This window comes from Paraburkholderia sp. J76 (genome assembly GCF_905220295.1).
In the GTDB taxonomy this organism is placed as follows: Bacteria; Pseudomonadota; Gammaproteobacteria; order Burkholderiales; family Burkholderiaceae; genus Paraburkholderia.
This window is the reverse complement of record NZ_CAJMZJ010000004.1, coordinates 1-18,894: the sequence shown is the minus strand read 5'-3', so window position 1 is coordinate 18,894 and position 18,894 is coordinate 1. Positions and strand designations below refer to the sequence as shown.

Here is an 18,894-nt window from a genome sequence, read left to right as displayed (position 1 = left end):
GCGGCGTAGCAACAGCCTGACCAAGCGCCTGCCCTGCCGCGCCAAGCCCCGGTGGAAATATACCGACCATCAGTGCTTCTCCTTCATGTCCTGTTGTTTCCTTCGTGTTACCTGAAGCAGCATTTCAAAGCGCTGTTCGGCGGGGACTCCCGGTTTATTCAACCAAGCAGCTACAACCGGCATTTTGTAAAAGGCCGGTTCGCTCGCCTCCATGTAGAGGAAATCGCCTATCGGTACATCATGCGTAAAGCCTAACTGTTTCGTCTCTGCATAGGCTGCGTTGAGCCGTTCACGCAAGGTCGGGTCGTCGGCCAGTGTGGGGTAATCGCGCACGATATGCCCACGGATAGAGTCCACGTAGTTACGGTCTTCATAGACTTTCAGCAGTTTCCATTGCTCATCAGTGAGTTGCATTGTCGTTAATCGTGAACCGTTGTCCTTCGTTGAGGTATTGCCATGCGTGAGCGGTCCTGAATAGCGCGCGGCTGGCCTTGTCCTGGCATATCGCATTCAGCGCATGCAACACCCTGGGATCCCAGAAACGCAGCAGTGCAGAGCGTCTGTCAGGCAACCGGATATCCAGGTGCGGGCGTAGCTTTTCGGCCTGCCTTTCCAGACTCTCTGAGGTAATTAGCCAGATCACACCGGGGCGGACCTGCTCCAGTTCTCCAAGGTCTGCGATACGATCGCGCGCTGCCTTCAGGTCAATCAACCACGGTCCCGCGTGCGCGAGCGCAATCTCTTTCGTGCCCGCGAATAGTGAAACCACCACGTCATCTTCGGACGTAAGTTGCTGGCCGGTGTGCTGCTGATACTGGAGACCGTCAACGAGTGCCAGGACGTGGCCGCTGTAGTGGAATCTGCGGTATTTGCGAAGTTGCTCATTGACAGATGCGGGAGTCATCAACGCTCCAGGATAGATGCGCCGCTTTCGGCGGCGTGGATCATGCATTCGAGACAGATAGACGGCTGCGGGAGTACTGACCATGGCGTGACGCCGTACATGGACGCCTTGCTCTGCTTCTGCACGGTAATGGTCTTGAGGAACAGATCGCCAGAGCCGCCCAGGGTAATACTGCCGTCCTTCATCTGGATAAACGCGCCGCCGCACTCCAGAATGATTTCCTTTGCGGCCGATATTTTGACCTTGCCGTCGACGCTCGCAGCGCTCAAGTCCTTGTCTGCGATCAACGACATGGCGTCGCTCTGCGCTTGCACCTCGACCGGGCCTTTCGCCGCAAAAATCTTGATGCCAGCTTTCTGCACAAACAGTGAAATCTTTTCACCCCCCGCGACGGTCCAGCGTTTCAGCACGCTCCAGTCGGCATTCTTCCCGGCCACCGTGCTGATATTCTCCTGCGCTGCGTACTGGATACCCCCACCCGCCACGATGCCCGCCGAGGCTGGCGTGCTCATGAGCAGCCCAGGCTTCTTCAGGCCGTCCAGATCCTCCTTCATCTGCTGGTGCGCGTCCGTGTCGGCAGGTTCCGCCTTCGCGCTCGTTGCAGACCCGGCCAGCGCCTTCGCGGTCGCCAGTGCGCTCTCAAGCTCGGCGATGGTCTCCTGCATGTCGAGCTGCTTGCCGCTCGCAGCGGGCCGGTCGTAGGTCGTGACCATGACGCCCTTGCCTGCGCGAAGTGCCCCCCAGCCCGAGGACCTCAGTTCGTAGCCCTCACCCCGGTATTCGAGTTTGTTGTTAACCAGATAACCGAGATTCAGTTGCGATTTGCCCGAGTGTTCCGTGCTAAGTTTTGCCCCTTCCTGGCCCGCCCAATCCTCGAATCGCAGTTTGTTATTGCTCTGCGTGCGGATCATGTTGCGCGAGAGCCAGCGCCGGTCATTCGTGATGAGGTCGCGTGCCTGGCTGTGGTGATGAAACCCGCAAATTTCCGGCTTGTCAGGGTCCCCATCTCGAAATCGGATTACCGCCTCATCGTTGTCCAGCGCGACGAAGTGCATACCGGTCTGCAACTTGCCCGCGAAGGGCTTGGCCAGGCGCAGCGGCACACTCTCGCCACCCTTCGGCCAGATGCCGAAGTCAGCATCCAGACGGACTACGTAATATCCGACAGAGTTCAGATAGCCATAGGTGTATTTGTCAGGACTGCAAATCCGCGCGCTGAGTGTGCCCGGGATACGAGCCCAGGTTTCCGGTTTGAGCTGGAGCCGGAAACGCCGGTCAGCGGGAATGGCCCTGAAGCGGTTCGTATAGGGCTGGTCGCGCGCACCGCTGTGCCTGACCTCGATCGCGACCTGGCCTTTGGGTGCATCGGGCAGGACAAGATCCGTCTCGAGCACGCTTGCGCACTGCAACGCCAGTACGTTACTCTCGCCCTCGTAGATGATCTGCCGTGCAAGTGCCGCCTCGTGGCGAAGCTGCGCTTCCCACTTTGCCCCGGTCTGGTCGAGGTGATGGGTTCCATAGACATACGGCTGCCCATACGTCGTCGGGTCCTGCGGAGCGAGGTTGGCGCTGTCTCTAAATCTCTCCCAGGCCGATTCCGGGTTGTAGTCGGCAACCAGGTACGACTGCGGCACCGTCTCCGCGTGGGTCTTCAGTGCCGTGACCGCCTCCACGCCCCCCGCTTCCAGCCCCGCTGCCTCACGGTAGCGCACCCGGCGCTGCGGTTCGTCGTAGAGATAATGGTCGATGTCATCCGCGAATACGACCTGATCGCCGTACTCAGATTCCTGGATAAAGGAGTAGATGCCCTCTTTCTGCATCAGCATCTGGACATAGGCCAGATCGGTCATCTGGTGCTGGAAGCGCCACGCATGCACCGGATACTGACGCCGCAGGCGGAACGCCATCTGATGATCCTTGATGCCGTGGCGGCGCAGCACGGCCCGGATAATGTCGGGTGCCGACTGACGCTGATAGGTTTGGGTCGTGGTGACTGCCGCCAGCCGTCCGAAACGCGACTTGAGGACAAACTGATGCTTCGTAAGGTCGTGCGTCTTCTGGATGACCGAGACGCGTTCGAGGTAGCCTGAGAACCTCTTCAGGCTCCCGTCTTCCGCCGTGACGGTGAAAACGGCGTCGAGATTCAGATATTCCTCACGGGGCAACCGTTCGGGGTGCGTTGCCTCGATCATCACAGTGGTCGGCTCACCCATCGCCTCGGTGGCCGTGAACGACACGACCGACAGTTCCGATGCGCTGGCCGTTCCGGGAACTTGCAGGTGATACGCCTGACGGCCCGTGATACCGGGCCACAATGGATCGAACGCCGCCATGCCTTCTCCCTGTTTCAGACTGGCGGATAGTGTTTCAGGCATCCGCCCATTGCCACCACCGGGAAAGTAGGGCATATGAGGCAGCGCCGGTTACACAAACACCGAAAAGCTTGATGCACAACAACGGCGGCGCGCCAGCCCGCAAGTCACTTGAATCAATTTCATAACGAAGCAATCACCCAACGATGACTCGTCTTGAGGACGTCGTGCCCCGGATGAAGTGACAGCGAGTCACACTGAGTTCATCCAGGTACACAGCGCGGCGGCAACGGGCGAATTCGCGCCCCGCTCCCGGCGGTGCACAAGCGCGAGTCAAGTGTCCCGGATGCGCGCCTTGAGCTTCGCGGTCTGCTCGGCAACATCGTAGGCTTGGGCTCCAGGCGTAACGATGTACTGCACCAGCTCATCGCGTGTAGTCGTTAGGGAAAATCGGCACGTGAACTTCGAATTCTGAACCGGATCACCAGTGCCACAGTTGACGGGCCTTCTCGAGCAGGCCGCCGCCACGGCGCAGCGCCTCGCCGAACAGGCCGACGCGCTCAACGAAGCCGTCCCTCTCTTCCCCGTAGCGTCCAATTGGTCTGAGAGATCGGCGTTAGTCCCATCTCGACAGTGCGGGGCCCGGGCGGCACCATGAAAACCGTCAGCAGGCCGTACCCCGGTTGGCTGACCCGAGTAACAACGGCGTTTCAACGGCTCACCCGGCCTGCCTGGGTGAGCCGTTTTTTCTGCTGCATGCGCCGGCGCCTGGCATCGCTTTACTTCGCAACCATGACAGCGGTGCAACGCGCAACGCATTTCGCATGGCCCGTTGCAGCGCGCGCAAAAACGGGCTTGGCGGCGGCGAGTCGCGTTAAACTGGCTGGCCAGGGTCGCGGCATGGCGATCTCGCTGTGTGTGTCGGCGCTCACTTGCATAAACACGCCGCGCAGCCGACCCCGTACAATGGTTCGAACACCCAACGCACGAGGACAATATCAATGCGCACGACCGGGTCTTCCGGAAACATGACCCTGCTCACCGAGCATGACGACGCGACCGGACGCGAACTGCGTTCACTGCGCCTCGAATCGGCGGCCGACGGCAAAAGCCTCTTGCTGGTCGAAGTCGACGAGCGCAAGCCGGGCATCCATCGCGAAGTGCGTTACGAAATCACGCCGGCCGAGCTGATCGCGGCAATTCGCGCCCAAGGCGCCGAGCTGCCCGGGGAATCACACACGCGCTAAGCGCTTTTCAATCCGGCGCTTTTTTCACCATGCCTGCCCACTGGCAGGCATTTTCACGCTCATAGCGGGGACGCTTGCACGGCTTCGAAATGCGTCCATAATCTTTACGTTACCCTCCTGTCTTTCCCCCTTCCTCGCTTAAACGCGCAACGGAAGTAAGCCGATGCTACATGACCTCATTGCGCAATACGGGCCTGCGCTGGTGTTCATCAATGTGCTCGCCGGGTCGCTCGGGCTGCCCGTGCCCGCGATGCCCGCGCTCGTGTTGTTCGGCGCGATGGCGGCCATGCATCCCGGTTCGATCGGACAGCAGGTCGCGCCGGTGCTCGGGCTCGCCATTGTCGCCATGCTGACGGGCGACAGCGTATGGTTCCTGGCCGGGCGCCTCTACGGCGGCAACACGCTCAAGACGCTCTGCAAGCTCTCGCTCTCGCGCGACACCTGCGTAAAAAAGACCGAGCGCTTTTTCGGCCGCTGGGGCGTGCGCGTGCTCGCCGTCGCCAAGTTCGTGCCGGGGCTGTCGCTGGTTTCCGTGCCGATGGCGGGCGCCATGGGCGTGCCCTACCGACAGTTCCTCGGCTTCGACGGGATCGGCGCGGCGCTGTGGTCCGGCACCGGCCTGCTCATCGGCGTGATATTCGCCCCGCAGATCGACATGCTGATGAGCGGCGCGAGCCGCCTCGGCCGTCTCGCCCTCGTCGTGCTGGTCGTGCTGCTGTTCCTTTACTGCGCCTACCGCTGGCAGCGCCGGCGCCAGCTTCTCAAGAAGCTCGCGAACGCGCGCATCACGGTGGACGACCTCTACAACGCGATGGCCGGCAAGCCGCCGCCCGTGGTATTCGACATTCGCTCGGAAGAAAAGCGCAAGCTCGATCCGTACATCATTCCGGGCGCGTTATTCGCCGACGAGCGCAGGCTCGACGAGATCGTCGGCAAGTATCCGAACGACCAGAAGCTCGTGATCTACTGCTCGTGCCCCAATGAAATTTCCGCGGCCTGGATGGCGAAGAAACTCGTCGAGGCCGGTTTTACCGACGTGGTGCCGCTCCTCGGCGGCCTCGACGCGTGGCGCGACGCCGGCCGCACGCTCGAGTCGCTCCAGGTGCACGCCCACGCCGAAGTCACCGTCAACATCACGCCGAAAGCTGTCTGATCCGGGCGGCCCGCTCCCGAGCCGTCCGCACGAGGAGAACCGCCAGATGGGCACGATCACCGAAGCCGAGGTTCCCGAATCCGCGGACCTTCCTTCCGCGAGCCGCCACTCCGACACGCAGCCGCAACCCGCCGAAGCGCCGTTCTCGTCGCTTTCCACGCGGCGTCACCAGATGTTTCCCGAGCTTTCCGACGACGAAATCGCGCGCCTCGCGCGCTTCGGCGAGCAACGCCACTGGGCGGCGGGCGAACTGCTCTTTCGCACGGGCGAAACCGGCCCCGGCATGTTCGTGCTGCTCTCCGGTTCGGTCAAGGTGTTCCAGCGCGACGGACTCGGCCGCGAGCGGCTGATCGTCGAGCATGGGCGCGGCCATTTCCTCGCCGAAGTGGGCCAGCTTTCGGGCGGCCCGGCGCTCGTGGACGGCGTGGCGCTCGAACCCGTCGAAGCGATCCTGATTCCGCCCGAGCAACTGCGCGCGGCCATAGTCGCCGAAGCCGAACTCGGCGAGCGCATCGTGCGCGCGCTGATCCTGCGCCGCGTCTCGCTGATCGAAAAAGGCGCGGGCGGCCCGATTCTCGTGGGCAAGCACAACGATCCCGCTCTCGTTTCGCTGCAAGGCTTCCTCTCGCGCAACGGCCATCCGTATTCGGTGCTCGACGAGCGCGACGAAAGCATGCTCTGCGTCATCGAGCGTTTCGCCGCGCGCTGCGAGGACCTGCCGCTCGTGATCTGCCCCGACGGCTCGGTGCTGCGCCATCCCAGCGCGCCCGAACTGGCTACGTGCCTCGGCATCCTGCCCGAACTCGACGGCCAGCGTGTCTATGACGTTTGCGTGGTGGGCGCGGGGCCGGCCGGTCTCGCTACCGCGGTGTACGCGGCCTCCGAAGGCCTTTCGGTCATCGTGCTCGATGCGCGCGCGCCGGGCGGCCAGGCGGGCGCCAGCTCGCGCATCGAAAACTATCTTGGCTTTCCCACCGGCATCTCGGGCCAGGCGCTCGCGGGCCGCGCATTCGTGCAGGCGCAGAAGTTCGGCGCGCACGTGGCGATTCCCGTGTCGGTGCGCAAGCTCTACTGCGATGAAGAACCGCGCCGGCTCGAAACCTGCAGCGGCGACGTGCGCGCGCATACCGTGGTCATCGCGAGCGGCGCCGTCTACCGCAAGCCCGCCATCGAAGGCATCGACCGCTATACGGGGCGCGGCATCTACTACTGGGCCTCGCCGGTCGAGGCGAAGCTCTGCAAGCACGAGAACGTCGTGCTCGTGGGCGGCGGCAATTCCGCGGGGCAGGCCATCGTTTATCTCTCCACGCATGCGCGGCAGATCGACGTGCTGATCCGCAAGGCCGGTTTCGAATCGACGATGTCGCGCTATCTGATCGACCGGGTCTCGTCGCTCGCGAACGTGCGCGTGCATGGACACAGCGAAATCGGCGGCCTCGGTGAAGACGGCAGCGGCCTCGCGTCGGTGCGTCTGAAGACGCCGTGTCCGGAAGGCATCGACCATTTCGATTCGCGCCATCTGTTCCTCTTCACGGGCGCCGATCCGAACACGGGCTGGCTGCGCGAGTGCGGCGTGAAGCTCGACCCGCACGGCTTCGTGCTGACGGGCGACAACGAATCGTGCAGCCTCGCGACGTCGGTAGAAGGCATCTATGCGATCGGCGACGCGCGTGCGGGCTCGACCAAGCGCGTGGCCGCGGCGGTGGGCGAAGGCGCGGCCGTCGTCGCGCAGATCCATCAACGGCTGGCTGCGCTGCGGCCGGTGACGGTGGCTGCGGGCGTCCATGCGTGAGCGCGGCGAGGACGCTGCGCAAGCGCCTACGGTTGCCGAAGTCCGTTCTTCTTCGCTGACGCTGCCGCTCACGGCGGCGCGCACGCTGCACCTCGCGGCGCAGGGGCTGCTCGCGCCGCCGCGCCGCAAGGCCACGCAAGACGACGTGCTCGACGCGATCCGCCGCATGGCGCAGTTGCAGATCGACACGATTCATGTGGTCGCGCGCAGTCCTTATTTCGTGCTGTTCAGCCGCATTGGCGCGTTCGAGCCGGCCTGGCTCGACGCCCATCTCGCGCAAGGGCGGCTGTTTGAATACTGGGCGCACGAGGCCTGCTTTCTGCCGATCGAGGACTACGGGCTGATGCGCCACCGCATGCTCGATCCTTCGGGCATGGGCTGGAAATACGCGGCCGACTGGCACGCCCAATACCGCGACGAAATCGACGCACTTCTGGAGCGCATTCGCGCCGGCGGCGCCGTGCGTTCCGCCGACTTTGCGCGCGCGGAAGGCAACAAGGGCAGCGGCTGGTGGGACTGGAAGCCGGAGAAGCGGCATCTGGAAGTGCTGTTCGCAACCGGCGCGCTGATGGTGGCACAGCGGCACAACTTCCAGCGCGTGTACGACGTGGCCGAGCGCGTGCTGCCGCACTGGAACGACGCGCGCGACCTGCCGCCGCGCGCGCAAGCCGAACGCGAACTGCTGTTGCGCTCCTGCCGCGCGCTCGGCGTGATCCGCGCGGACTGGGCCGCCGACTACTTCCGCCTGCCGCGCCGCCCGTATGCCGACGCGCTGCACGCGCTCGCCGACGCGGGCGAGTTGCTGCCGGTGCGCGTGGAAGGCTGGAAACACGATGCGTTCGTGCATCGCGAGCACGCCGCGCTCGTCGAGGAAGCGGTGAGCGGCAAGCTCGCCTCCACGGTCACGACCCTGCTCTCGCCCTTCGATCCGGTGGTGTGGGATCGCAAGCGCGCGCTGGCGCTATTCGATTTCGACTACGCCATGGAGTGCTATGTGCCGGCTGCGAAGCGCAGGTACGGTTACTTCGTACTGCCGATCTTGAATCGGGGGCGGCTTGTCGGGCGTATCGACGCCAAGGCGCATCGCGCGCAGCAGGTGTTCGAGGTGAAGTCGCTGCATCTGGAGCCCGGCGTGCGCGCGAGCGGCCGTCTGGTGGCCGACTTGCGCCGGGCGCTGCAGCGTTGCGCGCACTGGCACGGCACGCCGGAGCTACGCATCGGCACGGCGCCGGACGGCCTTGCGGCCGCCCTGCTGGCTGCGTGAGCGTGCCGATTAGTGCTCCAGCTTGGCACGCAGTTCGCGCGCGGCTTCGAGCAATCCTTCGTAGCCCGAACGCGCGTGCTGCGGCAGGTCGGGGTCGCCCACCAGCGCGCCCAGCGTTTCGACAAGACTGAATACGAGGCCCTTGGCCGCGCCCGCCGCGAGCTTGCCGGACCTCACGCCTTCGTCGACGTGACTGAAGGCGGCGTTCAGACTTTCCAGATCCGGTTGCGATGAACCGGCGCCAGGCTTTTGAGCGTCCTGCTTTTGCGTGTTGTCGCTCGTCATGATGATGTCGATCTCCCTTGGTGAGCAGTAGTCAGAAGAATTCCGCACTTTTTCAATGTTATATACCCATCGCGCGCAGGCGTCCATTCGAGGCCCCGTGGCGCGAGAGGCACCGCAAAGCGCGCTCCCGAATCTTCTCACCTTTGCCGCCTGCGCACAGCGATCGCGGGCGCGACGGCTTGCCGCCGCGTTGCTCGCGGCGGCAAGAAAATGCCTTGAAATCAAGGCTAAAGTGGTTTTTCCCCGCCGAATCGGCGCAAGCCGCGGCGCGCTTCGCAACGTCCCGAAGCCGGCGTACCCGCCTCTCCCGCAAACGCTCACCTTTGTGCTTTGGAGTACGGATTCACGCGGCTTCGAGTGCGTCTGCGGAGCGTGCCGCACTCACCGCATCGCACGCTGATTTCGCGTTTTTCCCTTGTTTTCAAGGTACTTTTTCACGTAGCTGCACGAACTACGTGCTCGCGCAACGCTGTTCAAGGTGCGTGAACGAGCGCCGCCCTACTCACTCCCGAAAAGGCTCACCTCTCGTGCGAATCTTCATCTGCATGCCAAAAAGAGCGAGGCCTGAACGACGACGCGCGATGCGGTATCGTATGGAATTGTCCGCAGATGCCAACGCGAGGAATCACACGATGAGCTACGCAACGAATGCGCCCGCCCGCAAGGAAATCGACTCGCTCAGCGGGGCCGCCGTCGTCGAGTTCGGCACCGACTGGTGCGGCTACTGCCAGGGCGCGCAACCCTTGATAGGCGCGGCGTTCGAGCGTAATCCGCAGGTCCGCCGCCTGAAGGTGGAAGACGGACCGGGCCGCCCGCTGGGCCGCTCGTTTCGCGTGAAGCTCTGGCCCACGCTCGTCTTTCTGCGCGACGGCGTGGAGGTCGCACGCGTGGTGCGTCCACAGAACGCCGCCGAACTCGACGCGGCATTCGCCGCGCTCTCGTAGTCGCGCCAGGTCCTCTTACGCGGTCCGAACTATCCGCGCGGACCGCTCCCGAAAAGCCTCACCTTTGCACGCCGGCGCTTACTCCTCGAGCCCCGCCAGCAGATCGTCGATCGCGCGATACACGCGCTCGACCACCTCCGGCCCCACCTCCGCTTCCAGCGCCTTGTAGCGCGCCTCCAGTTCCTTCGATATCGCTTTCACAAGCTGGTGGCTTTTCTTCGTGAGCGAGACGAGCACGCGCCGCTGGTCGTCGGCGAAACGCTCCTTCGTCACGAGGCCGAGCGCCTCCATGCGCGCGAGCACGCCCGCCATGCTCGGGCTCGATATCGTGCACAAGTCGGAAATCTGCCGCGGTTCGAGCGGGCCGCCTTCATTGAGCGCGCGTATCACGCGCCACTGCTGTTCGGTGAGGCCGTGCGACGTGATGAGCGGACGAAAGCGCTCCATCATTTTTTCGCGCGCGCGCAGCAGCAGCATGGGCAGGTTGCGATGCGCAACGCGAGTGGTCGGACGCGAAGTATCGGACATGACGGTTTGAGCTAAACGAGGAATTCGAGGAAGGAGCGCGCCCCAGGGGAAACCCGAAAAATTCCCATCGGCGATTGACGACGGATCATAGCAAGCGCACTATCACTCACATATTAGTGTTTCCGTGAAGCGAATCCAAGCCATGTTTTCCGTTGCCGATCATCTGCTGCACGTCGAAGGCGAGGCGTTGCCGCGCGACGTAAGCGCCGCTGACGTGCGCGCGCTGCTCGCCGCGGGTGCGCGCTGCCGGGCTCCCGTGAGCGGCGCTATCTACGGCACGCTGCTCAACGACCGCCACGCGCTCGAAGCGCTGGGCGACGCCGTGAACGCGGCCCCTTACAAAGCGCCGCCGCGCGCGCCCATTCTCTACCTGAAGCCGCGCAATACCCACGCCGGGCACCGTGCGCGCGTGATCGTACCCGGCGGCGATGGCGTGCAGGTGGGCGCGTCGCTCGGCGTCGTGATCGGGCGCACCGCTGCACGCGTCGCCGCGCAGGAAGCGTTGGATTACATTGCGGGTTATACGCTCGTGGCCGATCTGAGCGTGCCGCATGCGAGCGTCTATCGTCCCTCGGTGCGGTTTCGCGCGCGCGACAACTTCTGCGTGATCGGCCCCGCCGTGGTCGCGCGCCGTCATGTGGCCGATCCCGATCAGCTTGCCATCGCGGTAAATGTCGAGGGCGGCGCCGCTTTCAACGCAACAACGGCCAGGAGCGTTCGCGGTGTCGCCCAGTTGCTCGCCGATGTCACCGACTTCATGACGCTCGCCCCAGGCGACGTCATCACGCTCGGCGTTCCCCATGGCGCGCCCGTGGTGCAGGCCGGTGCGCGCGCAACGATCGCCATCGGCGACTGGGCGCCGCTCGGCATCGAATTCGTCGCGGCAGGCCCGGCGCAGGGAGAACCAGCATGATGCGCGGACGCGTTGCCTACGCAGGCGCGATTCACGAAGCCATGCCCGAAGGAAAGCGCGTGCGCCTCGCCGATGGCCGCGTGCGCGAAGAGTACGAGGTCGTGTGGCTCGCGCCGTTCGAACCCGGCACGATCTTCGCGCTCGGGCTCAATTACGCTGAGCACGCGAAGGAGTTGCAGTTCTCGAAGCAGGAAGAACCGCTCGTATTCCTCAAAGGTCCGGGCAGCGTGATCGGCCATCGCGGCACCACGCGCCGCCCCGCCGACGTCACGTTCATGCATTACGAGTGCGAGCTTGCCGTCGTGATCGGCCGCACCGCGCAGAACGTGAAGCGCGAGGAAGCCATGCAGTACGTGGCCGGCTACACCATCGCGAACGACTACGCGATACGCGACTATCTGGAGAATTACTATCGCCCTAACCTGCGCGTGAAGAACCGCGACGGCGGCACGGTGCTGGGCCCCTGGTTCGTCGACGCCGCCGATATTGCAGACGTCAACACGCTCGGCCTGCGCACTTACGTCAACGGCGAGCTAAAGCAAAGCGGCAACACGCGCGATTTCGTCACCGGCATCGCGGAACTCATCGAGTATCTGAGCGGCTTCATGACGCTCGCACCCGGCGACGTCATCCTGACCGGCACGCCCGAAGGCGTCGTCAACGTGAATGCGGGCGACGAAGTGGTATGCGAGATCGACGGTCTGGGCCGTCTCGTCAACACCATCGCGAGCGATGCCGACTACGGGCGCTGACCCGGCAACGAATCGAACACGGAAAACGTTAGCTATGCGAATCGAACATCTCATCGACGGTCGCGCGCACACCGGGCGCGACTACTTCGAAACCGTGAATCCGGCAAACCAGGACGTGCTAGCGGAAGTCGCGCGTGGCGGCGCGGCGGAGGTCGAACTCGCGGTGCGCGCCGCGAAAAACGCCTTCCCCGCATGGGCCGCGAAGCCCGCCGCCGAGCGCGCGAAGGTCATTCGCAAGCTCGGCGAACTGATCGCGAAGAATGTTCCCGAAATCGCGCAAACGGAAACGAGGGATACGGGTCAAACCATTTCGCAAACCGGCAAGCAACTCGTGCCGCGTGCCGCCGACAACTTCAGCTACTTCGCCGAAGTCTGTACCGCCGTGGACGGCCACACGTATCCCACCTCCACGCATCTGAACTACACGTTGTTTCATCCTGTCGGCGTGTGCGCACTGATCTCGCCATGGAACGTGCCGTTCATGACCGCCACGTGGAAGGTCGCGCCGTGCCTCGCGTTCGGCAATACCGCCGTGCTGAAGATGAGCGAGCTATCGCCGCTCACGGCTTCGATGCTCGGCCAGCTCGCGCTCGACGCGGGCATTCCGGCGGGCGTGCTCAATATCGTGCACGGCTATGGCAAGGAAGCGGGCGAGCCGCTCGTCGCGCATCCCGACGTGCGCGCGGTGTCGTTCACGGGATCGACGGCTACGGGCAACCGCATCGTGCAGGCCGCGGGCCTCAAGAAGTTCTCGATGGAACTGGGCGGCAAATCGCCGTTCGTGATTTTCGACGACGCCGATTTCGAACGCGCGCTAGACGCCGCCGTGTTCATGATCTTCTCGAACAACGGCGAACGCTGCACGGCAGGCTCGCGCATTCTCGTGCAACGCTCGATCTACGCGAAGTTCGCGCAGCGCTTTATCGAGCGCGCGAAACGCATCAGCGTAGGCGATCCGCTCGACGAAAAAACCATCGTCGGCCCGATGATCAGTCAGGGGCATCTCGCGAAGGTGCGCAGCTATATTGAACTGGGGCCGAAGGAAGGCGCGACTCTCGCGTGCGGCGGTCTCGATGCGCCCTCGCTGCCGGACGCCGTCAAGAAGGGTAATTTCGTTCAGCCAACTGTTTTCGTCGATGTCGACAACCGCATGCGCATTGCGCAGGAAGAGATCTTCGGGCCGGTTGCGTGCCTGATTCCCTTCGAAGACGAAGCGGACGCGATCCGCCTTTCCAACGACATCGCCTATGGCCTCTCCAGCTACGTGTGGACCGAGAACACGGGCCGCGCGCTGCGCGTGGCCGCCGCCGTCGAAGCGGGCATGTGCTTCGTGAACAGCCAGAACGTGCGCGACCTGCGCCAGCCGTTCGGCGGCACGAAGGCTTCGGGCGTGGGCCGCGAAGGCGGCACGTGGAGCTACGAAGTGTTTCTCGAGCCGAAGAACGTGTGTGTTTCGCTCGGCTCGCATCACATTCCTCATTGGGGCGTGTAATGGGCAAACTCGCGCTCGCCGCGAAGGTTACGCACGTACCTTCGCTGTATCTCTCGGAACTGGATGGCCCGCATAAAGGCTGTCGCCAGGCCGCCATTGACGGTCACCGCGAAATCGGTCGACGCTGCCGCGAACTGGGCGTCGATACGATCGTCGTGTTCGACGTGCACTGGCTCGTGAACAGCGAGTATCACATCAACTGTGCGCCTCGCTTCGAGGGTGTCTACACGAGCAACGAGTTGCCGCACTTCATCAAGAACATGCCGTATGCGTACCCTGGCAATCCGCAGCTCGGTCATTTGATCGCCGACGTGGCGAACGAATTGGGCGTGAAGACGCGCGCGCACAGCGAAACGACGCTCGACCTCGAATACGGCACGCTCGTGCCCATGCGCTATATGAACGGCGACGAGCATTTCCGCGCGGTTTCGGTGGCGGGCTGGTGCATGTGGCACGACCTGGCCACGAGTGCGCGCTTCGGCCTCGCCGTGCGCCGCGCGATCGAGGAGCGCTACGACGGCACGGTGGCGATACTCGCGAGCGGCTCGCTCAGCCACCACTTCGCGAACAACGGCACGGCCGAGCAATTCATGCACAAGGTATGGGACCCGTTCCTCGAAGCGACCGATCGCAACGTGGTGGCGATGTGGGAGCGCGGCGACTGGAAAACCTTCTGCGCCATGCTGCCGATGTACAACGAGAAGTGCTGGGGCGAAGGCGGCATGCACGACACCGCCATGGTGCTCGGCGCGCTCGGCTGGGATCGCTACGAAGGCCGCGCCGAAGTCGTCACGCCGTATTTCGGCAGTTCCGGCACCGGCCAGATCAACGCCATATTGCCCGTCACGCCGCTGCCGGCTTAACCAAACGGAGCCAGGGATGCCCCATCTCACGCTCGAATACAGCGCGAATCTCGCAGATGCGAACAGCATCGCTCAGTTATGCGAATCATTGGCTCGCGTGCTCGATGCGCAACGCGACGAAAACGGCGCGCGCGTGTACCCGCTCGGCGGCATTCGCACGCGCGCGCTGCGCTGCGATCAGTACTTCGTTGCCGATGGCAATCCCGGCAATGCCTTCCTGCATGGCTGCCTGAAGATCGGCGCGGGCCGCTCGCAAGCGGTACGCCGGGCGACCGGCGACGCACTCTTTAACGCGATCAAGCAGCACTTCGAACAAGCCTTCGCGTCACACGGCCTCGCGCTCTCGCTTGAAATCGTCGAGTTCAGCGAGGAAGGCGCGTGGAAACACAACAACCTGCACGCGCGGCTCGAAACCTGAGCGCACTGGAATTCACGATGCTAGATCAGCAAACCATCTGCGAACTGGCCGCGCAACTCGACGAGGCGGAGCGCACGCGCACGCAACTGCGGCATTTTTCGCGCTCGCATCCGGACATGACGGTAGACGACGGTTACGCGATCCAGCGAGCATGGGTCAAACTCAAGCTCGCCGCGGGCCACACGATCAAGGGCCGCAAGATTGGCCTCACCTCGCGCGCCATGCAGCGCTCGTCGCAGATCGACGAGCCCGACTACGCCCCGCTGCTGGATAGCATGTTCATCCCGGCAGGCAGCGATATTCGCGCGGACCGCTTCATCGCGCCGCGCGTGGAAGTGGAACTGGCATTCGTGCTGAACCGTCCGCTGCAAGGGCCTGATGTGACGCTCTTCGATGTGCTCGACGCAACGGCGTACGTTACGCCGGCCATCGAGATCATCGACGCGCGCATCGAGCAGTTCGACCGCGACACCAGGGCGCCGCGCAAGGTGTTCGACACGATTTCCGACTTCGCCGCCAACGCGGGCGTCGTGCTGGGCGGCAGGCCGGTCAAGCCGCTCGACGTGGACCTGCGCTGGGTCGGGGCGCTGCTCTACAAGAACGGCGCCGTGGAAGAAAGCGGGCTGGCCGCCGCCGTGCTCAACCATCCGGCCACCGGCGTCGCGTGGCTCGCCAACAAGATCGCGCGCCACGACGAGCGCCTCGAAGCCGGCGACGTGATACTGAGCGGCTCGTTCACGGCTCCGATTCCCGCGCGCGCGGGCGATACGTTCCATGCCGACTACGGCCCGCTCGGCGGCATCGGCTTCAATTTCGTCTGATCAGGATTCCATACGAATGACCTTTCCCGCCAACCCGTTCAAGCGCGCGCTGGCGCAAGGCCGCCCGCAAATCGGCCTGTGGGCCGCGCTGGCCGATTCCTACGTGACCGAACTGCTCGCGAATACGGGCTTCGACTGGCTGCTGATCGACGGCGAGCATGCGCCCAACGATCTGCGCAGCACGCTCGCACAACTGCAGGCTGTTGCGCCCTACCCCACGCACCCGATCGTGCGCCCCGTGCGCAACGACGCCGCCATCGTCAAGCAACTGCTCGACATCGGCACGCAGACGCTGCTCGTGCCGATGATCGAGAACGCCGACGAGGCACGTGCCGCCGTCGCAGCAACGCGCTATCCGCCGCATGGCGTGCGCGGCGTGGGCAGCGCGCTCGCGCGCGCCTCGCGCTGGAACGGCTCGGCCGATTATCTGCATCACGCCGCGGAAGAACTGTGCGTGCTGGTCCAGGTGGAAACGGCAAGCGCGCTCGCGCAGCTAGAGACCATCGCAAACGTGGATGGAGTGGACGGCGTGTTCTTCGGTCCCGCCGATTTGAGCGCTTCGATGGGCCTGTTGGGTCAACCGGGCTCGCAGCAGGTGCGCGAGGCGATCTGCAACGGCATTCGCGCGGTGCGCGCGCAAGGCAAGGGCGCGGGCGTGCTCGCGGCCGATCCGGTTATTGCGAACGAATATCTCGAAGCGGGCGCAACGTTCGTTGCCGTGGGCAGCGACGTGTCGCTGCTCGCACGCGGCGCAAGTGAACTGGCCGCGAAATTCCGCCAGCCCGCGACGCGCAGTTGACGTTGTGTCTTTCGGCGCCAGCGTGGTATTGCAAGCCGGTCGCGGCGGAGCTTCTACGCCGTGGCCTCTAGTCAGGCAGCGCACCGCACGCTCACCGGCACGCCCCACGTCATCGGCCCGCTGCGAATTTATCGCGACAAAGCTCCTTCAACGCCGCTTCGACACGGTTGATGACCGATGGGCGGCTTTTTTCGTCCGGTTATGGCGATGCCTACACGTGGTCGTCACGATAAAGGCGGCGCAGACTACATCGCCGCACGCCGCCTTTTCAAAGCCGGTTGGCATACTTACTCCATGCCGGCTTTGATCACATACTTACTGGTGCGCGGAGGCGAACAGCGACGACTCGACAGCCGGCTGCCCGACGGTGCTGTACGAAGCACCCGCGGCTCCATTCGAATACGAAGCCATGGCCGCTGTCAGTTGATTAGCCGGGCTCAGACCCGAATCCGTCAGCGTCGTCCACGTCGCATGGCCCGAAGCATCGACATACTCGATCTGCGAGCCGGACGCCACGCCCGACAAAGTCGCCACGTTTCCATTACCCAGCTGCACCGACGCCACTCCGCCCGTCAGCGTCACGCCGCTTGCCGCGATATTGCCGGTCAGAACGAGAACGTTGTTGTTGTCCGTCACCGTGCCTCCCGACGTGGCGACCTGCATCGCCGAATTCAGCGCGACAGTGTTGTTCGTGCCGCTCAGGTTGACGAGCTGGCTGCCGCTCGACATGCCGTACAGGACATTGCCGTTGCCGCTGATCGTCGAAGTGACGGCGCCGGTCAGCCAGAACCTGTCGTTGTTGGCGTAATAGGTGCCGCCCGCGCCATCGGCAGTGATAGACACGCCGCCTTGCAGCGCGTAAACGGTTCCATTGGTGCCTTCTTCGTCGAAGTACGAAGTCATACCATTAGGATTGAGGCCGTAACCCGCGCCGAGCGTAAACGTGTCGCCGACGCCGTAGTCGTTGACCGAAGCGTACGCGCCGAGGGATGCCACGTTGACAGCGTTGGCGCTGCCGTACACGTCGATCTCCGTAGTCGCAGGCATGCTGCCGGCATTGACCTGGTTGTCGTTGCCGTTGATCGTGAGTCCTTGAGTGCCGTTCTCGAGCGTAACGGTGTCCCACGATCCGGTCAGGTTGAGCGATGCGCCAGCCTGTACATCGAACGTCGCGTTGTCCATTGCGACCTTGACGTTGGGTTGCGTAACGTTATACGTGCTCATGAATACTCCTGTATCAAGTTGAGCGTTGAAATGCGGCCCGAATGTCCGGACCTGTTAAGGAAGCTCCGCCACCATGGAACTTCCGGACTGCAAATTGAATTGCGTGGTTATGGCCTGGCTAATCTGGAGCCACCCCAATTCCTGTTACGGCAAATCCTCCCGCCCCAACGTCCCCAGCTTCGCTGCCAGATCCACTCTCGCGTCATTCCAATCGGCGAGTGCCTGAACGCGCCGCTGTTTCGCGCTGGCCAGCGCCGCCTGCGTGTTCAGCAGTTCGAGAATGTTCCCCACGCCCGCGTCATACCGATGGCGCGCCGCCTCGTATGAACGCTGCGCAATGTCGATCAGGTTCGCGCTGTTCTGCGCGTTCTGCGTCGCACCGGTCAGCGTCTGGTAGCTCGTCCACACATCCAGCGCCACCTTCTGCTTCGCCTCGTCCACCGCATCCGCCTGACGCTCGGCCTGCGCCTTCGCCTGATCGATCTGGTAATGCCGCCCGAACCCCTCGAACAGCGGAATGCTCACCTGCACGCCGATATAGGCCTCATGCCCCGTCGCTGGAAACGTCGCCAGGCCCAGCCCCAGGCTCTGCGGCTGGTTGTTCTGGCTGTACTTCGCCACCAGGCTGATGTTCGGCAGCCCCTGCGCACGCGTCTGGCTCACCTTCGCCTGCGCCGCCTCGTACTGCGCCCGCGCCGCCCGCACCGACGGATGCGCATCCTCCACCTCGCGGATCATCTGCGCCACCGGCTCGCTGAACGCCTTTCCCGTCATCGCGCCCGCTGTCACGGGGGGCACCTCCAGCGGCACATCGGGCGGCAGGTTCATGTCCGAGGCGAGCGTGCCCAGCGCCTTCTGCGCCTCACCCTGCGCCTTTGTCAGGCTGAACACCGCCTGTTCGTGCTGTGTCTGCGCCTGCAGCGCGTCGGTAATGGGGGCCACGCCCTTGTCCGCGCGCGCCTGCGCCGCCACCATGCCCTCGCGCGTCATGGCTTCCACGTCCTGCGCGGCCTGCAACTCGCCGAGCGCCGCCTGCGCTGCGTAGTAGTCCTTAGCGGCAGATGCAAAAAAATCCTGCAGTGTGGCGTCCTGCGTCGCGCGCGCGGCTTCCAGCAGCGCGTTCGCGTTCGCGAGTCCCGCCTCCCGGCCACCAAAGTCGTACAGCATCCAGTTCAGGCTGACG

At 64.0% G+C, this 18,894-nt stretch carries 19 protein-coding genes; 12 read left to right on the top strand and 7 right to left on the bottom strand.

Annotation, left to right across the window (positions count from 1 at the left end; genetic code table 11):
- Positions 1–69: 69 nt before the first annotated feature.
- Genes U5768_RS09295 through U5768_RS09285 form a run of 3 tightly spaced genes read right to left on the bottom strand, consistent with a single transcriptional unit; the run spans position 70 to position 3,237 of the window.
- A complete protein-coding gene (locus U5768_RS09295) occupies positions 70–414 on the bottom strand; it encodes a hypothetical protein (protein ID WP_322030093.1) in 345 nt (114 codons plus the stop codon).
- Entirely contained in the window at positions 401–904 is a 504-nt protein-coding gene (locus U5768_RS09290; protein ID WP_322030092.1) for a DUF4123 domain-containing protein, read from the bottom strand. Before U5768_RS09290 ends, U5768_RS09295 begins: the two co-directional genes overlap by 14 nt.
- Entirely contained in the window at positions 904–3,237 is a 2,334-nt protein-coding gene (locus tag U5768_RS09285) for a type VI secretion system tip protein VgrG (protein WP_322030467.1), read from the bottom strand. Before U5768_RS09285 ends, U5768_RS09290 begins: the two co-directional genes overlap by 1 nt.
- A 980-nt stretch (positions 3,238–4,217) precedes the next feature.
- Between U5768_RS09285 and U5768_RS09280 the strand changes: the two genes are divergently transcribed.
- The 4 genes from U5768_RS09280 (at position 4,218) to U5768_RS09265 (ending at position 8,672) form a co-directional block, all read left to right on the top strand.
- Entirely contained in the window at positions 4,218–4,463 is a 246-nt protein-coding gene (locus U5768_RS09280) for a hypothetical protein (RefSeq protein ID WP_028207914.1), read from the top strand.
- A 163-nt stretch (positions 4,464–4,626) separates the two neighbouring features.
- Positions 4,627–5,616, top strand: coding sequence for a DedA family protein/thiosulfate sulfurtransferase GlpE (locus U5768_RS09275; RefSeq protein WP_322030091.1), 990 nt, complete (start codon positions 4,627–4,629; stop codon positions 5,614–5,616).
- Between the two features lie 46 nt (positions 5,617–5,662).
- Positions 5,663–7,408: an FAD-dependent oxidoreductase gene (locus tag U5768_RS09270; RefSeq protein WP_322030090.1), complete on the top strand. Its 1,746-nt coding sequence runs from the start codon at positions 5,663–5,665 to the stop codon at positions 7,406–7,408.
- Positions 7,401–8,672 carry a winged helix-turn-helix domain-containing protein gene (locus U5768_RS09265; protein ID WP_322030089.1) on the top strand — a complete coding sequence of 424 codons (1,272 nt, stop codon included), beginning with the start codon at positions 7,401–7,403 and terminating at the stop codon, positions 8,670–8,672. Before U5768_RS09270 ends, U5768_RS09265 begins: the two co-directional genes overlap by 8 nt.
- 9 nt (positions 8,673–8,681) lie before the next feature.
- Here the strand turns inward: U5768_RS09265 and U5768_RS09260 are convergent, their stop codons facing one another.
- Positions 8,682–8,957 (bottom strand): hypothetical protein, encoded by a 276-nt coding sequence (locus U5768_RS09260; protein ID WP_322030088.1) that lies wholly within the window; start codon positions 8,955–8,957, stop codon positions 8,682–8,684.
- Positions 8,958–9,589: 632 nt separating this feature from the next.
- Between U5768_RS09260 and U5768_RS09255 the strand changes: the two genes are divergently transcribed.
- Entirely contained in the window at positions 9,590–9,901 is a 312-nt protein-coding gene (locus U5768_RS09255; protein ID WP_322030087.1) for a thioredoxin family protein, read from the top strand.
- 78 nt (positions 9,902–9,979) lie between these two features.
- Here U5768_RS09255 and hpaR read toward each other — a convergent pair whose 3' ends face one another.
- Entirely contained in the window at positions 9,980–10,378 is a 399-nt protein-coding gene (gene hpaR, locus U5768_RS09250) for a homoprotocatechuate degradation operon regulator HpaR (protein WP_322030466.1), read from the bottom strand.
- 193 nt (positions 10,379–10,571) lie between these two features.
- Here hpaR and U5768_RS09245 point away from each other — a divergent pair, with 193 nt between their 5' ends.
- From U5768_RS09245 to hpaI, 7 genes are read left to right on the top strand one after another with little or no spacing between them, the layout of a single operon-like run.
- Positions 10,572–11,342, top strand: coding sequence for a fumarylacetoacetate hydrolase family protein (locus U5768_RS09245; RefSeq protein WP_322030086.1), 771 nt, complete (start codon positions 10,572–10,574; stop codon positions 11,340–11,342).
- Entirely contained in the window at positions 11,339–12,094 is a 756-nt protein-coding gene (locus tag U5768_RS09240; protein ID WP_322030085.1) for a fumarylacetoacetate hydrolase family protein, read from the top strand. The genes U5768_RS09245 and U5768_RS09240 overlap by 4 nt, the downstream gene beginning before the upstream one ends.
- Before the next feature lie 34 nt (positions 12,095–12,128).
- A complete protein-coding gene (gene hpaE / locus U5768_RS09235) occupies positions 12,129–13,586 on the top strand; it encodes a 5-carboxymethyl-2-hydroxymuconate semialdehyde dehydrogenase (protein ID WP_322030084.1) in 1,458 nt (485 codons plus the stop codon).
- Positions 13,586–14,449 (top strand): 3,4-dihydroxyphenylacetate 2,3-dioxygenase, encoded by an 864-nt coding sequence (hpaD, locus tag U5768_RS09230; protein ID WP_322030083.1) that lies wholly within the window; start codon positions 13,586–13,588, stop codon positions 14,447–14,449. Before hpaE ends, hpaD begins: the two co-directional genes overlap by 1 nt.
- A 16-nt stretch (positions 14,450–14,465) precedes the next feature.
- Positions 14,466–14,867, top strand: coding sequence for a 5-carboxymethyl-2-hydroxymuconate Delta-isomerase (locus U5768_RS09225; RefSeq protein ID WP_322030082.1), 402 nt, complete (start codon positions 14,466–14,468; stop codon positions 14,865–14,867).
- Between the two features lie 17 nt (positions 14,868–14,884).
- Positions 14,885–15,688, top strand: coding sequence for a 2-oxo-hept-4-ene-1,7-dioate hydratase (gene hpaH, locus U5768_RS09220; RefSeq protein ID WP_322030081.1), 804 nt, complete (start codon positions 14,885–14,887; stop codon positions 15,686–15,688).
- Between the two features lie 16 nt (positions 15,689–15,704).
- A complete protein-coding gene (gene hpaI / locus U5768_RS09215; RefSeq protein WP_322030080.1) occupies positions 15,705–16,487 on the top strand; it encodes a 4-hydroxy-2-oxoheptanedioate aldolase in 783 nt (260 codons plus the stop codon).
- A gap of 315 nt (positions 16,488–16,802) precedes the next feature.
- On the opposite strand, the gene U5768_RS09210 is transcribed toward hpaI, so the two are convergent.
- Both U5768_RS09210 and U5768_RS09205 read right to left on the bottom strand, forming a co-directional pair.
- Positions 16,803–17,711: a hypothetical protein gene (locus U5768_RS09210; protein WP_322030079.1), complete on the bottom strand. Its 909-nt coding sequence runs from the start codon at positions 17,709–17,711 to the stop codon at positions 16,803–16,805.
- Between the two features lie 144 nt (positions 17,712–17,855).
- Positions 17,856–18,894 (bottom strand): TolC family protein (locus U5768_RS09205; RefSeq protein WP_322030078.1); only part of this gene is annotated, 1,039 nt, incomplete at its 5' end.